Annotated in this window: 16 protein-coding genes; 14 read left to right on the forward strand and 2 right to left on the reverse strand. The window is 60.1% G+C overall.

The window, feature by feature from the left end:
• The first annotated feature begins 123 nt into the window (after positions 1 to 123).
• From lpxD to ACP7EG_RS14605, 7 genes are read left to right on the forward strand one after another with little or no spacing between them, the layout of a single operon-like run.
• Positions 124 to 1,179, forward strand: coding sequence for a UDP-3-O-(3-hydroxymyristoyl)glucosamine N-acyltransferase (gene lpxD / locus ACP7EG_RS14575; RefSeq protein ID WP_426088161.1), 1,056 nt, complete (start codon positions 124 to 126; stop codon positions 1,177 to 1,179).
• Positions 1,176 to 1,670 (forward strand): 3-hydroxyacyl-ACP dehydratase FabZ, encoded by a 495-nt coding sequence (fabZ, locus tag ACP7EG_RS14580; protein ID WP_071077748.1) that lies wholly within the window; start codon positions 1,176 to 1,178, stop codon positions 1,668 to 1,670. The genes lpxD and fabZ overlap by 4 nt, the downstream gene beginning before the upstream one ends.
• A gap of 1 nt (position 1,671) precedes the next feature.
• Positions 1,672 to 2,463, forward strand: coding sequence for an acyl-ACP--UDP-N-acetylglucosamine O-acyltransferase (gene lpxA / locus ACP7EG_RS14585; RefSeq protein WP_096235117.1), 792 nt, complete (start codon positions 1,672 to 1,674; stop codon positions 2,461 to 2,463).
• Positions 2,447 to 3,631: a lipid-A-disaccharide synthase gene (lpxB, locus tag ACP7EG_RS14590; protein WP_426088162.1), complete on the forward strand. Its 1,185-nt coding sequence runs from the start codon at positions 2,447 to 2,449 to the stop codon at positions 3,629 to 3,631. The genes lpxA and lpxB overlap by 17 nt, the downstream gene beginning before the upstream one ends.
• A gap of 43 nt (positions 3,632 to 3,674) precedes the next feature.
• Positions 3,675 to 4,313 carry a ribonuclease HII gene (gene rnhB / locus ACP7EG_RS14595; RefSeq protein WP_099379858.1) on the forward strand — a complete coding sequence of 213 codons (639 nt, stop codon included), beginning with the start codon at positions 3,675 to 3,677 and terminating at the stop codon, positions 4,311 to 4,313.
• Positions 4,310 to 5,095, forward strand: a complete 786-nt coding sequence (locus ACP7EG_RS14600; protein ID WP_426088163.1) for a TrmH family RNA methyltransferase — start codon at positions 4,310 to 4,312, stop codon at positions 5,093 to 5,095. The genes rnhB and ACP7EG_RS14600 overlap by 4 nt, the downstream gene beginning before the upstream one ends.
• Positions 5,096 to 5,106: 11 nt before the next feature.
• Positions 5,107 to 6,309 carry an aminotransferase class V-fold PLP-dependent enzyme gene (locus ACP7EG_RS14605; RefSeq protein WP_426088164.1) on the forward strand — a complete coding sequence of 401 codons (1,203 nt, stop codon included), beginning with the start codon at positions 5,107 to 5,109 and terminating at the stop codon, positions 6,307 to 6,309.
• A 34-nt stretch (positions 6,310 to 6,343) separates the two neighbouring features.
• Here the strand turns inward: ACP7EG_RS14605 and ppsR are convergent, their stop codons facing one another.
• Positions 6,344 to 7,192 (reverse strand): posphoenolpyruvate synthetase regulatory kinase/phosphorylase PpsR, encoded by an 849-nt coding sequence (gene ppsR / locus ACP7EG_RS14610; RefSeq protein ID WP_116744182.1) that lies wholly within the window; start codon positions 7,190 to 7,192, stop codon positions 6,344 to 6,346.
• Positions 7,193 to 7,344: 152 nt separating this feature from the next.
• Between ppsR and ppsA the strand changes: the two genes are divergently transcribed.
• The 5 genes from ppsA (at position 7,345) to ACP7EG_RS14635 (ending at position 12,891) form a co-directional block, all read left to right on the forward strand.
• Entirely contained in the window at positions 7,345 to 9,777 is a 2,433-nt protein-coding gene (ppsA, locus tag ACP7EG_RS14615; protein ID WP_282409251.1) for a phosphoenolpyruvate synthase, read from the forward strand.
• Between the two features lie 141 nt (positions 9,778 to 9,918).
• A complete protein-coding gene (locus ACP7EG_RS14620; RefSeq protein WP_071077742.1) occupies positions 9,919 to 10,416 on the forward strand; it encodes a Dps family protein in 498 nt (165 codons plus the stop codon).
• Between the two features lie 177 nt (positions 10,417 to 10,593).
• The gene (locus tag ACP7EG_RS14625) at positions 10,594 to 11,010 is read left to right on the forward strand and encodes an NfeD family protein (protein ID WP_096235122.1); all 417 of its coding nucleotides are present in this window, start codon (positions 10,594 to 10,596) and stop codon (positions 11,008 to 11,010) included.
• A gap of 15 nt (positions 11,011 to 11,025) precedes the next feature.
• Positions 11,026 to 11,970 carry an SPFH domain-containing protein gene (locus ACP7EG_RS14630; RefSeq protein WP_096235123.1) on the forward strand — a complete coding sequence of 315 codons (945 nt, stop codon included), beginning with the start codon at positions 11,026 to 11,028 and terminating at the stop codon, positions 11,968 to 11,970.
• A gap of 612 nt (positions 11,971 to 12,582) precedes the next feature.
• The gene (locus tag ACP7EG_RS14635; protein ID WP_071077739.1) at positions 12,583 to 12,891 is read left to right on the forward strand and encodes an H-NS family nucleoid-associated regulatory protein; all 309 of its coding nucleotides are present in this window, start codon (positions 12,583 to 12,585) and stop codon (positions 12,889 to 12,891) included.
• A 318-nt stretch (positions 12,892 to 13,209) separates the two neighbouring features.
• On the opposite strand, the gene smpB is transcribed toward ACP7EG_RS14635, so the two are convergent.
• On the reverse strand, positions 13,210 to 13,659 hold the full coding sequence (gene smpB / locus ACP7EG_RS14640; protein WP_034752217.1) for an SsrA-binding protein SmpB: 450 nt from the start codon (positions 13,657 to 13,659) through the stop codon (positions 13,210 to 13,212).
• A gap of 93 nt (positions 13,660 to 13,752) precedes the next feature.
• Between smpB and ACP7EG_RS14645 the strand changes: the two genes are divergently transcribed.
• Together ACP7EG_RS14645 and ACP7EG_RS14650 are read left to right on the forward strand one after the other, a co-directional pair.
• Positions 13,753 to 14,184 (forward strand): type II toxin-antitoxin system RatA family toxin, encoded by a 432-nt coding sequence (locus ACP7EG_RS14645; RefSeq protein ID WP_071077738.1) that lies wholly within the window; start codon positions 13,753 to 13,755, stop codon positions 14,182 to 14,184.
• The gene (locus ACP7EG_RS14650) at positions 14,177 to 14,473 is read left to right on the forward strand and encodes an RnfH family protein (RefSeq protein WP_426088165.1); all 297 of its coding nucleotides are present in this window, start codon (positions 14,177 to 14,179) and stop codon (positions 14,471 to 14,473) included. Before ACP7EG_RS14645 ends, ACP7EG_RS14650 begins: the two co-directional genes overlap by 8 nt.
• Positions 14,474 to 14,494 lie beyond the last annotated feature (21 nt).

The raw sequence follows: 14,494 nt of genomic DNA on the forward strand, positions 1-14,494 counted from the left end.
CCGTAGCGAGCGGATGTGAGTTGTGGTTGAGAAGCGGAGCTGTGCTAAAGCACAGTGAGCATCGGAGACCGCAAATCGCGCCGCGCAGTAGGCATAGTCAGGCGTTTTTATAAGGGTATATCGATGGGCACTCGACTAGGAGAATTGGTCGAACGCTTCGGTGGTCAATTGGCGGGCGATCCCAACCTGGAAGTCACAGGGATCGCGCCGCTGGCCGACGCCGGCGCTTCGCACATCAGCTTTCTCAGCAATAGCAAATTTCGCGCGCAGGCCGCCCAGAGCGGCGCTGCGGCGCTGATACTCACGCCGGCCGACGATGCGCTGATCGGTGCCGGGTACGCCGGCGCGCGCATCGTCACACCGAATCCCTATGTGTATTTCGCGCGCGCGGCGCAGTATTTCGCCGCCCTGCATGAGATCAAGGCGCCAATCGGCATCCATCCGGGCGCCTTTGTCGATGCCAGCGCGCAGGTCGATGCCAGCGCCTCTATCGGCGTGCACGCGGTGATCGAGGCCGGCGCCATCGTCGGTGCCGGCTGCGTCATCGGCCCCGGCTGCGTGGTGGGGCGCGACGCCGTCATCGGCGCGGGCACGCAATTGCTCGCCAACGTAACCTTTCATGCGCGTTGCGTGATCGGCCAGCGCGGCATCATCCATTCCGGCGCCGTGATCGGCACCGACGGATTCGGCTTCGCCAACGAAGGTGGCGTGTACATCAAGATTCCGCAGACGGGCAGGGTGGTGATCGGTGACGATGTCGATATCGGCGCCAATACCACCATCGACCGTGGCGCACTGGCCGACACCATCATCGAAGATGGCGTCAAGCTCGATAACCAGATCCAGATCGGCCACAACTGCCATATCGGCGCACACACGGCCATGGCCGGCTGCGTCGGCGTAGCCGGCAGCGCCATCATCGGCAAGTACTGCACCTTTGGCGGCGCCGCCATGGTGCTCGGTCATTTGACGATCGCCGACCGCGTCCATGTCGGCTCGGGCAGCATGGTTTCGCGCTCGATCGCGGAACCGGGTCAGTACACGGGTTTTTATCCGCTGGCCAAGAATGCCGACTGGGAAAAGAGCGCCGCCATCGTGCGCAACCTGTCAAGCATGCGCGAGAAGATCCGCACGCTTGAAAAAACAATTAAAACACTGACCACGCAAGACGAAAAATGACTACTGAAAAAAAGACCCTCGACATCCTGGCCATCAAATCGCTGCTGCCGCACCGCTATCCGCTGCTGCTGGTTGACCGCGTGCTAGACTGGGAAGCGAACAAAACCATCACCGCCATCAAGAACGTGACGGTCAACGAAGAGTTCTTCCAGGGCCATTTCCCGCACAAGCCGGTCATGCCTGGCGTGCTGATGATCGAAGCGCTGGCGCAAACGGCGGCCTTGCTGTCGTTCCTGTCGATGGGCGTCAAGCCCGACGAAAATTCGGTGGTGTACTTTGTCGGCATCGACAATGCGCGTTTCAAGCGTCCTGTCGAACCGGGCGACCAGCTGAAGATGGATGTGGAAATCCTGCGCGTCTCGCGCGGCATCTGGAAATACAAGGCAGTCGGCTCGGTCGACGGCAAGGTCGCGCTGGAAGCGGAATTGATGTGCACCATCCGTAGCGCGCAGGATGCGAGCCAGTCTGCGAGCCAGCCAGCGGGGCAGTGATATGGCGGCCATCCACTCTACGGCAGTCATCGATCCGAAGGCTGAGCTCGACAGCTCGGTCGAGGTGGGTCCGTACACCATCATCGGTCCGCACGTGCGCATCGGTGCTGGCACCAAAGTTGGCCCGCACGTGGTCATCGACGGCCACACGACGATCGGCAGCGACAACCATCTGTTCCAGTTTTCTTCCATCGGCGCGCAGCCGCAGGATAAAAAATGGGCGGGCGAGGCGACGCGCCTGGAAATCGGCGACCGCAACACCATCCGCGAATTCTGCACCTTCAACACGGGCACCGTGCAAGGTGGCGGCGTGACGCGCCTGGGCAATGACAACTGGATCTCGGCGTATGTGCACCTAGCGCACGACTGCCTGGTGGGCAACAACACGATTTTCTCGAACAATGCCCAACTGGCGGGCCACGTGGAGATCGGCGACTGGGTCATCATGAGCGGCTTCGCCAATGTGCACCAGTTCTGCAAGATCGGCGCGCACGCCTTTGTCGGCATGAGCACCAGCCTGACGCAGGACGTGCCGCCGTTTGTCCTGTTGAATGGCAATCCGGCACAGGCGCATGGCGTCAATATCGAGGGCTTGAAACGCCGCGGCTTTACGCGCGAGCAGATCAACGGCATCCGCGCCGCGTATAAACTCATCTACCGCTCAGGACTGACCCTGGAAGAATCCAAGGCAGCCCTGTTCGAAGAAGAGCAGGCCTCGTCGCCCGAGGTGGCGCAACACATTCGCGCCATGCGCGAATTCCTTGGCGTGGCGTCGCGTGGCATCGTCCGCTGACCATTCCAGCGGCCTGCCGGTCGCCAACGTCGCCATCGTCGCCGGCGAGGTGTCGGGCGACCTGCTGGCCAGCCGGCTGCTGTCTGGCCTCGTGCCGCAGCTGCCCGGCACGCGCTTCCACGGCATCGGCGGCGAGCATATGGCCAAACAGGGTTTTGTTTCCGACTGGCCGCTCGACAAGCTGACCGTGCGCGGCCTGTTCGAGATCATTCCCCGCTACCGCGAAATCAAGGGCATCCAGAACGCGCTGCGCGATCAGCTGCTGGCGGAGCGTCCCGCCGTCTTCATCGGCGCCGACTATCCCGGCTTCAACCTGGGACTGGAACAGCAACTGAAGGAAGGCGGCATCCCCACCGTGCACTACATCGGGCCGCAGATTTGGGCCTGGCGCGGTGGACGCATCAAGAAAATCATCAAGGCTGTCTCGCACATGCTGGTGATCTTCCCCTTCGAGGAAGAGATCTATCGCAAGGCGGGCGTGCCCGTCACCTATGTCGGCCATCCGCTGGCCGAGATGATTCCCCTGCAGCCCGACGAAGCGGCCGCGCGCCGCGCCCTGGGCTTGCCCGAGGACGCCAACGTGGTGACCCTGATGCCGGGCAGCCGCATGGGCGAACTCAAATACAATGCGGTGGCGTTCGTGGCCGCCTGCAAGCTGCTGCTGGCGCGCGACCGCTCCTTGCGTTTCGTCGCACCCATGGCCGGCGAGAAACAGCGCCAGTATTTCCTGCAATTGATAGCAGAAGCTGGCTTGCAGGACGTCGAGATACTGCTCACCGATGGCGGCTCGCACACGGCCATCTGCGCCGCCGATGCGGTATTGGTGGCATCTGGCACGGCATCGCTGGAAGTGGCGCTGTACAAGAAGCCCATGGTCATCGCCTACAAGATGATGCGCGCCTCGTGGGAAATCATGCGCCACATGGGCTACCAGCCGTGGATTGGGCTGCCAAACATCCTGGCGCGCGATTACCTGGTGCCCGAGCTGCTGCAAAACGCGGCCAGCCCCGAGGCCTTGGCCGAGTCCATGTGGCAGCAGTTGAGCGACGTGCCGGGCCGTTTGCGCCTGGTGCAGCGCTTCACGGACATGCACCACAGCCTGCTGCGCGACAGCGCGCGCGAGAGCGCCAACGCCGTCATGCAAGTCATCGCCGCCAACCGCAAGTAACTCCGATCACCGCTTCAAGCGCATTACCAACCAAAGATTCAACGTGAAAAATATCTATCCCGGCCTGTTTGACGACTTGCCATTCTCGCTCGATGAAATCATCTGCGGCGTCGACGAGGCAGGCCGCGGTCCGCTGGCCGGCCCCGTGTTCGCCGCCGCCGTGATCCTCGACCCGAACCAGCCGATCGACGGCTTGCGCGACTCGAAAAAGCTCAGCGAGGCCAAACGCGACTTGCTTGCGCCGCAGATCAAGGCCAAGGCCCTGGCCTGGGCCATCGCCGAAGCGTCGGAAGAGGAAATCGACCGCCTGAACATTTTGCAGGCGTCGATGCTGGCCATGCGCCGCGCCGTCGAGGCGTTGGCTACCGTGCCGACCCTGGCCCTGATCGACGGCAACCGCTGCCCCGTGATGCCGATACGCGGCATGGCCATCATCGGCGGCGACGACAAGGTCGATTCGATTTCCGCCGCCTCGATCCTGGCCAAGACGGCGCGCGACGCGGCCCTGGTGCACCTGCACGCGGCCTATCCCGAGTACTGCTTCGACCAGCACAAGGGCTATGGCACCAAGCTGCACCTGGAGCGCCTGCACCTGCACGGCGCTTCGCCCGTACACCGCCGCTCGTTCGCGCCCGTGCGCAACGTGATCGCCCTGTTCGGTGGCCAAGAGGTGGTGGCATGAAGACGATTACCTCGCGCGACAATGCGCAATACAAGGAGCTGCTGAAACTGGCGGGCAGTTCGCAGGCGCGCCGCAAGTCCGGCCGCACCTTGCTCGATGGCGTGCACCTGTGCCAGTCGTACCTGCAGCTGCGCGGCATGCCGGAGCAGTGCATCGTCAGCGAAAGCGCCTTGCGCAATCCGGAAGTGATGGAGATCGTCGGCCAGCTGGAAAGCCAGCGCGCGCACGTACTGGGCTTGCCCGATGCGCTGTATCACGCGGTGAGCCAGGTCGAACACGGCGTGGGCGTGATGTTCCTCATCGAGACGCCGGATCGGGCCGTCACGCAGCCTCTGAGCGTGTCGGCCGTGCTGCTCGATAACCTGCAGGACCCGGGCAATGTGGGTTCGATCCTGCGCAGCGCCGCCGCTGCCGGCATCACGCAGGTGTACTGCAGCGCGGGCACGGCCTTCTGCTGGTCGCCAAAGGTGCTGCGCGCGGCGATGGGCGCGCACTTCGTGCTCGACGTCTTTGAAAATGTCGATCTGGCGGCACTGGTCGCCGACGCGAAGGTGGCGACACTCGCCACCAGCGGCTATGCCACCCAGCGATTGTACGACGTCGACTTGCGCCAACCCGTCGCCTGGCTGTTCGGCCATGAAGGGCAGGGCGTGGCCGACGACCTGCTGTCGATGGCGACGCACCAGGTGGTCATTCCCCATCTGGGCCAGATCGAATCGCTGAACGTGGCCGCCTGCGCCGCCGTCTGCTTCTTCGAGCAGCTGCGCCAGGGCCAGGCCTGAACAGGGTCGCCATGTCTTTCCCTGTGCTTGCCGACGGTGCCGCACGTGACGAGGCCTGGTGGCGCCAGGTCGCCGCGTTGTATCCCGCGCCGCCGGACGCGATCGTCAATCTTGAACATGGCTATTTCGGCGCCATGGCCGCGCCCGTGCAAGCGGCCTTCGAGCAGGCCGTGCGCTACACAAATGAGCAGCTGAGTCCCTTCGTGCGCGGCGAATTCACGCGCACGCATGTGGATATTGTGCGCCAGCGCGTCGCCGCGCTGATCCACGCCGAGCCGCACGAAATCCTGCTGACGCGCAGCGGCACCGAGTCCATGCAGGTGCTGATCACGCAATACCATGGCCTGGCGCCCGGCGATACCGTGTTGTGGAGTAATCTCGATTATCCGGCCACGCGCACGGCCATGCGCTGGCTGGCGCAGCGCCGTGGCGTCACCAGCACGCAAGTCACATTGAGCTTGCCCATCAGCGATGACGAGATCATCGCCCGATACGCGCAAGCCATGCGCCAGGCCGTCAGGCCGAAATTGTTGCTGCTGTCGCAGGTGACGCCTGCGAATGGCCAGCAGTTGCCGCTGCGCGCGTTGATTGCGCTGGCGCGCGAACACGGTATCGATGTCGTGCTCGATAGTGCCCATGCCTTGGGGCAGGTGGCGCTCGACGTGCGGGCGATGGATGTCGATTTTGCCGGTTTTAATTTACATAAATGGCTGGGTGCTCCGCCGGGGCTGGGTTTTGTGTATATCCGCGCCGCGCAGCTGCACAAGATCGAGCCGCATTTCGGCGACGATGATTATCCATTGGACGATATCCGCTGTCGTCTGCACATGGGCATGCCGCCGATCAGCGCCATCCTGGCCGCGCCCGCCGCGCTGGACTTTCATGAACGCCTGGGCGGCACGCCAGCCAAGACGGCACGCCTGGCCTGGCTGAGGGATTACTGGGTCAGCCGCGCCGCGCAACTGCCTGGCGTACGCCTGCTGTCGCCGCTCGATGCGCTGCGCGGCACGGCGCTGGTGGCGTTTGCCGTCGATGGCATGGACGCACGCGCGCTGCAACAGGCCTTGCTGCAGCGTTTTGGCGTCTTTACCGTGCAGCGCAATATCGGCGACATGGACGTCGTGCGCGCCACGGTGGCCGTCACCACCACCACCGCTGAACTGGATCAACTGGTCGCCGCGCTGACGGTGCTGTCCAGCGAGGCGAATACCTGACAAAACCGACGCGCAGCAGGTTTGGTCAGGCGTTCTAGTAATCGCGGCGGTTCGGCTTGATCTCCTGCAGGATCGTGGTGGAAATTTCTTCGATCGACTTGGTGGTCGAGGAGAGCCAGCGGATACCTTCGCGTTTCATCATTTTTTCTGCCTCGTTGACCTCGTAACGGCAATTTTCGATGGCCGCATACTTGCTTCCAGCGCGTCTTTCGTTGCGTATTTCCGACAAACGTTCGGGCGTAATGCTTAATCCGAAAATTTTATTCTTAAATTCCAGCAGGGCGGAAGGCAGCTTGTCGCGCTCGAAATCGTCGGGAATCAGCGGATAATTGGCCGCCTTGATACCGTATTGCATGGCCAGGTACAGGCTGGTCGGGGTCTTGCCAGAGCGCGAAACACCCACCAGAATGACATCGGCCGAGGACAGGTTCTTGTGCGACTGTCCATCGTCGTGCGCCAGCGAATAGTTGATCGCCTCGATGCGATTTTTGTATTCTTCGCTGTCGACGATATTGTGCGAGCGCCCGATGGTGTGGGTCGACATCACGCCCAGTTCCTGCTCCAGCGGGGCGACAAAGGTCTGGATCAGGTCCATGTGCATGCCGCTGGACTTGCGGATCACGGCCGACAGGTCGTTCTTCACCAGGGTGGAGAAAATGATCGGGCGCTGGCCATCGCTGACGAAGGCTTCGTTGATCTTGCGCGCCGCCTCGTAGGCCTTGTCCATGGTATCGATGAAGGGCAGGCGGATCTGGCGGAAACGCAGATCGAACTGCGTCAGCACCGAGTGGCCGAAGGTCTCGGCGGTGATGCCGGTACCGTCGGAAACGAAGAAGACGGTGCGGGCCGCGGAGGGCAGGGGGGGGCGTGGATCTTGTGTCATGGGTTTTCGATCAAGATTGTGCGTCGTCAATTTGCGCCGCACAAGGTAAAATGGCTGCAACGGTAATGATTGTGCTGCACGACGCCAAGAATAACAAGAAGACTGTCCGTGCACCGCGCGTAAAGATTTCTATCATCAGTAAGGGTGTCATTATGACCAACGCAGTATCGCAACAGCAGGAAGACAAGGACGCGGTGTATGTTGCCTCGTTCGAGCATTTGCGCATGACGGATGTCGAATCCGTCGGCGGCAAGAACGCCTCCCTGGGCGAAATGATCAGCCAGCTGGCGGAAGCCGGCGTGCGCGTGCCCGGTGGCTTTGCCACCACGGCGCAGGCATTCCGCGATTTCCTGTCGTATAGCGCCAACGGCGGCTTGCCGCTGGCCGAACGCATCGCCCAGCGCCTCGTCGGGCTGAACATCGATGACGTGCGCTCGCTGGCGCAAGCCGGCGCCGAGATCCGTCAATGGATCGTGGAAACGCCATTCCAGCCACGCCTGGCTGCCGAAATCGACCAGTTCTACGCCAAGCTGGTGGCCGATTCCGATACCGAAATGTCGTTTGCCGTGCGCTCCTCCGCCACGGCGGAAGACTTGCCGGACGCGTCGTTTGCTGGTCAGCAAGAAACCTTCCTGAACGTGGTCGGCATCGACAACGTGCTCGACGCCATGAAACAGGTGTTCGCCTCCCTGTACAACGACCGCGCCATCTCGTATCGCGTGCACAAGGGCTTTACGCATGCGGAAGTCGCCTTGTCGGCCGGCGTGCAGCGCATGGTGCGTTCCGACCTGGGCGCGGCCGGCGTGATGTTCACCATCGACACGGAGTCGGGCTTCAAGGACGTGGTCTTCGTCACCTCCAGCTATGGCCTGGGCGAAACCGTGGTACAGGGCGCCGTCAATCCCGACGAATTCTATGTGCACAAGCCGATGCTGGAAAAAGGCAAGTCGCCTGTGATCCGCCGTAATATCGGCTCCAAGCTGCTGAAAATGGAATTCACGAACGAAGCGAAAGCTGGCCGTTCCGTGAAAACCGTCGACGTGCCCGTCGAAATGCGCAACCGCTACTCGCTGAACGACAGCGAAGTGGTGGAGCTGGCAAAGTACGCCGTCATCATCGAGAACCACTACGGCCGTCCGATGGACATCGAGTGGGGCAAGGATGGCCGCGACGGCAAGCTGTACATCCTGCAAGCGCGTCCTGAAACCGTCAAGTCGCAGCAAAAGGCGACCGACGTGCAGGAACGCTTCAAGCTGAAGAGCACCGGTACCGTGCTGACGTCGGGCCGCGCCATCGGCCAGAAGATTGGCGCCGGCCCCGTGCGCGTGATTCACGACCCGGCCGACATGGAACGCGTGCAGCCAGGCGACGTGCTCGTTGCCGACATGACGGACCCGAACTGGGAACCGGTCATGAAGCGCGCTGCGGCCATCGTCACCAACCGTGGCGGTCGTACTTGCCACGCAGCAATTATTGCGCGTGAACTCGGTGTGCCGGCTGTCGTCGGCTGCGGCAACGCCACCGACGTGCTGAAAGACGGCACCTTCGTCACCGTGGTGTGCTCCGAAGGCGATGAGGGCAAGATCTACGATGGCTTGCTGGAAACGGAAGTGTCGGAAGTGTCGCGCGGCGAATTGCCGAAGCTCGACACCAAGATCATGCTCAACGTGGGCAATCCGCAACTGGCGTTCGACTTCCAGTCCGTGCCGAATGCCGGCGTGGGCCTGGCGCGCCTGGAATTCATCATCAATAACAATATTGGTGTGCACCCGCGCGCGATCCTGGAATACCCGAACATCGATGCCGACCTGAAAAAGGCCGTGGAATCGGTGGCGCGCGGTCATGCTTCGCCGAAAGCGTTTTATATCGACAAGCTGGCCGAGGGCATCGCCACCATCGCTGCTGCATTCTGGCCGAAAAAAGTCATCGTGCGCCTGTCCGACTTCAAGTCGAACGAGTACAAGAAGCTGATCGGCGGTTCGCGCTATGAGCCGGACGAGGAAAACCCGATGCTGGGCTTCCGCGGCGCGGCGCGCTACCTGTCGGCCGACTTCTCCGAAGCGTTCAACATGGAATGCGAAGCGATGAAGCGCGTGCGCAATGACATGGGCCTGACGAACGTGGAAATCATGGTGCCATTCGTGCGCACCCTGGGCCAGGCCGAGAAAGTCATCGACCTGCTGGCGAAAAATGGCCTGAAGCGCGGCGAAAACGACTTGCGCGTCATCATGATGTGCGAAGTGCCATCGAACGCCATCCTGGCCGACCAGTTCCTCGACCATTTCGACGGCTTCTCGATCGGTTCGAACGACCTGACCCAGCTGACCCTGGGCCTGGACCGCGATTCCGGCATGGAATTGCTGGCCGCCGACTTCGACGAACGCGATCCAGCCGTCAAAGCCCTGCTGTCGCTGGCCATCAAGGCTTGCCTGGCGCGCGGCAAGTACATCGGCATCTGCGGCCAGGGTCCTTCGGATCACCCTGACTTCGCTGTCTGGCTGATGGAGCAGGGCATCGAATCGATGTCCCTGAATCCCGACTCGGTGATCGACACCTGGCAAAAGCTCGCTGCGCTGAAAGCGTAAGCGTCTGCCCTCTGAAAACCCGCTGCCGCTCACCTGGCAGCGGGTTTTTTTACGCCTGCCATGCGGCGCACGGCAGTATTCGATGGGCTTGCGCCAGATCAGCTAAAATGATTCCACCAATACATTGAAACGGGAGTTCTCATGGCAAGCAAGAAACCGAGCAAAGTTGCAAAGATCGACATCGGCATTTCCGAGGCGGACCGCGCGAAGATCGCGGAAGGCCTGTCCGGCCTGCTGGCCGACAGCTATACCCTGTACCTGATGACGCATAATTTTCATTGGAACGTCAAGGGACCGATGTTCAACACCCTGCACCAGATGTTCATGACGCAATACACGGAGCAGTGGGGCGCGCTGGACCTGATCGCCGAGCGCATCCGCGCCCTAGGCTATCCGGCGCCGGGTACCTACAAGGAATTCGTCAAGCTGGCCTCGATCAAGGAAATCGACGGCGTGCCGCCGGCGCTGGACATGGTCAGCCATCTGGTGGCGGCGCAGGAAGCGACCGCGCGCACGGCGCGCCGCTTGTTCCCGCTGCTGGAAAAAGCCAATGACCAGCCGACGGCCGACCTGATCACGCAACGTCTCGATTTGCATGAAAAGACGGCGTGGATGCTGCGCAGCCTGCTCGAGGAATAAAAGCCTGGCCGGTGGCGCTAATTCGCCCCCGGCTATTGACGCCATCAGGAATTGCGTTAGACTGTTTGCATATAGGTGTTTGGCAAGAAGAATATCAGGCAGCATTGCGCATTAAACCCCGTCGCTTATATAGGCTGCGGGGTTTTTTATTTTTGGAATCGCAAGAGTGGAGGCATCATGGCTGAATGGGTAGGCTGGTTCGTGGCAGCTGGCGCGGTATTGATCCTGGAACTGTTTACGGGCACGTTTTATTTGCTGATGATCGCCATCGGTATCGGTGCTGGAGGACTGGTGGCGCTGGCGGGCGGCAATGGCAGCTGGCAGGCCATGACAGCCGCCATCGTCGGCGTAGCGGCCACGCTGTTATTGCGGCGCAGCCGTTTTGGCAGGGCGGGGCGGCGCGATGCGGCACAGGATCCGAATGTGAACCTGGATATCGGCCAAAGCGTGGCGGTCGCGCATTGGGTCGATGGCGCGGCGCGCGTCATGTATCGCGGCGCCTTGTGGGATGTGGAACTGATTCCCGGCAGCGATACGCAGGCCGGTCATTACACCATACGTGCCGTGCGTGGCAGCCGTTTGATTGTTGGATAACCTGGAGAGTAGATTATGGAAGTAAGCATCGGAAGCATGTCGCTGATCTTGTTATTGCTGGCATTGGTATTTGTCTTCAAGACGGTCAATGTGGTGCCGCAGCAGCATGCCTGGGTGGTGGAGCGCCTGGGCAAGTTCCACGCGGTATTGGGCCCTGGCCTGAATATTGTCGTGCCTTTCGTCGACCGCATCGCTTACAAGCACGTGCTCAAGGAAATTCCACTCGACGTGCCGCCGCAGGTATGCATTACGCGTGACAATACGCAATTGCAGGTCGATGGCATTCTGTATTTTCAGATTACCGATGCCATGCGTGCTTCGTATGGCTCGTCGAATTATATTGCTGCCATTACGCAGTTGGCACAAACGACCTTGCGTTCGGTGATCGGTAAAATGGAACTCGACAAGACATTTGAAGAGCGCGACCATATTAATACGGCCATCGTGAATGCGATCGATGAATCGGCGGCGAATTGGGGTGTCAAGGTATTGCGTTATGAAATCAAGGATTTGACGCCGCCCAAGGAGATCCTGCATGCGATGCAGGCGCAGATTACGGCCGAGCGCGAAAAGCGCGCACTGATTGCCGCTTCGGAGGGGCGCAAGCAGGAGCAGATCAATATTGCCAGCGGTGAGCGCGAAGCGAACATTGCCCGCTCGGAAGGCGAGAAGCAGGCATCGATCAACCGCGCCGAAGGCCAGGCTACGGCCATCGTCGCGCTGGCGCAAGCCAGTGCCGAAGCGCTGCGCCAGGTGGGCGCCGCCATCCGCGAGCCGGGCGGTGAAGACGCCGTCAACCTGAAAGTGGCTGAACAGTATGTGGGCGCGTTCGCGCAATTGGCGAAAACGAATAACTCGATTATCGTGCCGGCCAATCTGGGTGATATCAGTGGCTTGATCGCCACGGCGATGCAGGTGGTGAAAACGCAGAAGCCGAAAGGCAGCGTGACTATGCCATGATTACCTGATTACCTGACTTGCTGGGTGAGTAGCAAGCTTGTAGCAAGGTTTTTTCAATACTGCCCGCTGTCTAGCGGGCAGTTTGCATTTGTGTCGCCTGTAATATGTGGCGGCAGGGCTGGAGTATCGGCGGCTGAATGAATTACGTTGAAAATATTTTCTTCATGCTATGCTGTGCGCACTTTCAGAATTATGTGTTGTCATGCGGCGTTTATTTCTTTGGTTGGCGTAATCTCTGCCACGCAGGATGCCGGGTAGCGTTTGCAGGCGATGCACGATTGGCGATAGTATTGGGTCCGTGTATATTTTGAATTGCAATTTATAATTACTATAAATTGCAATGAAACAGAAAGTACTGCAAAATAAATACAGCCGATGGCGCTGTATTGAATCGCAGCCGCACAAAGCAATGGCGCTTGCGCAGACAGTCCATGCGCGATGCCCGCTCCCCGTGATTGGAGGCTTGCAGTGCTTGAAAACCCGGGAAGTAGGGGTTTTGGTAAAAGAATTGTAAAAAACCACCAAATCTCAAGAAAAAACACCTCAGTCGCGTTACAATTGGATAGAATTTAACTGTTCAGTTATATTTTTCAACTCACACAAGGAAATATCATGGATCTGTCGAACTTATCCCTGTCCGAGCTGCGCACCTTGCAGGACGACATCAAGAAGCAAATGAAGAAACGCGAACAGGATGACCTGTCCAAAGCGCGCGAGCAAATCCTGGCGATTGCCCAGAGCGTCGGCGTTTCCGTAAAAGACCTGGTTGGTACAGGGATTCGCGCTAAAACGGGCACGGTTGCTGTTCGCTATCGCAATCCGGATGATGCGACGCAGCAATGGACTGGCCGTGGCCGTCAACCGAAATGGGTCAAAGAGTGGACCGATTCGGGTAAGTCGCGCGATCTGCTGAAGGTGTAATCCTGAAGGTTTAAAAACCGTTCATTCGGATGCTTGTCCTGTGGAGTGGTACAGGTGTAGTACAAGGCAGCTTGCAAGCATCCGGAACTTTGTTGATTCTCTCTCGTTGGCCAGCTCGGTCAAGCTGATTTACCTCGGCTTATCTCCATGGTATTTTTATCAATGCCAGTCTTTTTTCCCGCCTTATCTCATTCCCTCCCTGTTTTAATCCTGCCACGCCGCGCTTTTTTTCCGTTTGTTGTAGATAGTGGCAAAATAAAACCCGGCATATAGCCGGGCTTGTTGATACGCTCGCAGCACGCTGCGCGTGGTGCCGGATCAGCGGCGGTGCGACTTCATCGCCGCCTGCACTTCGCGCGCGCCATCGCGGTCGCGCTCGGCTGCCCGCTTGTCGTGCTGTTTCTTGCCCTTGGCCAGGCCGATTTCGCATTTCACGCGGCCGCCCTTGTAATGCAGGTTGAGCGGCACCAGCGTATAGCCGGAGCGTTCCACCTTGCCGATCAGTTTATCCATTTCCGTACGGTGCAGCAGCAGCTTGCGCGTGCGTACGGCTTCCGGGTGGATATGGGTGGAGGCGGTCGGCAGGGCGCTGATATGCGCGCCGAACAGGAAGAGCTCATCGCCGCGGACGACGACGTAGGCTTCCTTGATTTGTACGCGGGCGTCGCGGATGGCTTTGACTTCCCAGCCTTCCAGCACGATGCCGGCTTCGTAGCGATCCTCGATAAAGTAGTCGTGGAAGGCTTTTCTGTTGTCTGCTATGGTCATGAGATGGTAAATGTGCGCGGGTCGGTTAAACTACTGTCTCGCGCAAGCGCGATCAAATCAAATGTATCCAACATCATAGCAAATGGTTCTTCAATGGCAGTAGTACATAAATCAGTTTTTCTCGGCTATAGCGCCGAACAAATGTTCGCGCTGGTGGCGGCGGTGGAGGATTATCCCAAATTCCTGCCCTGGTGCGGTGCGGTCGAGGTTCGCGAGCGGGGCGAGAACACGGTTGTCGCCAGCGTGGGCATACATTACCACGGCGTGCGCCAAAGCTTCACCACGTCCAACGAGAACGTGCCGCCAACCTCCATCAAGATGAAGCTGGTGGACGGTCCTTTCAAGACCCTCGATGGCGTGTGGACCTTCAAGGCCCTGCGTGAAGATGCCTGCAAAATCGAACTGGACCTGCACTACGAGTTTTCCAGCCGCGTGCTCGAACAGATCATCGGCCCCGTCTTCGGCATGATCGCCAACAGCATGGTCGACTCCTTCTGCAAGCGCGCGGAGACTGTATATGGCTGAGGCTACCATCGAGGTGCAAGTTTGCTACGCCTTGCCCGATAGCAGCTTCCTGCGTTCCCTGAACGTGCCTGCAGGCACCACCATCGAGCAGGCGGTGGCGCAGAGCGGCTTGCTGCAGGCTGTCCCTGGCATCGACCTGGCCATCAATATGGTGGGTATCCATGGCAAGAGAAAGCCGCTCGATGCCGTATTGCACCAGCATGACCGGGTGGAAGTGTATCGCCCCTTGCAGGCGGACCCGAAAGAGGCGCGCCGACGGCGTGCCAGCGGCAAGCCTGCGAAGGGTTGAGCGGGCAGGGCGGCGGCGTGA

Origin of the sequence: Janthinobacterium sp. PSPC1-1 (genome assembly GCF_049897625.1) — a bacterium.
In the GTDB taxonomy this organism is placed as follows: Bacteria; Pseudomonadota; Gammaproteobacteria; order Burkholderiales; family Burkholderiaceae_D; genus Janthinobacterium; species Janthinobacterium tructae.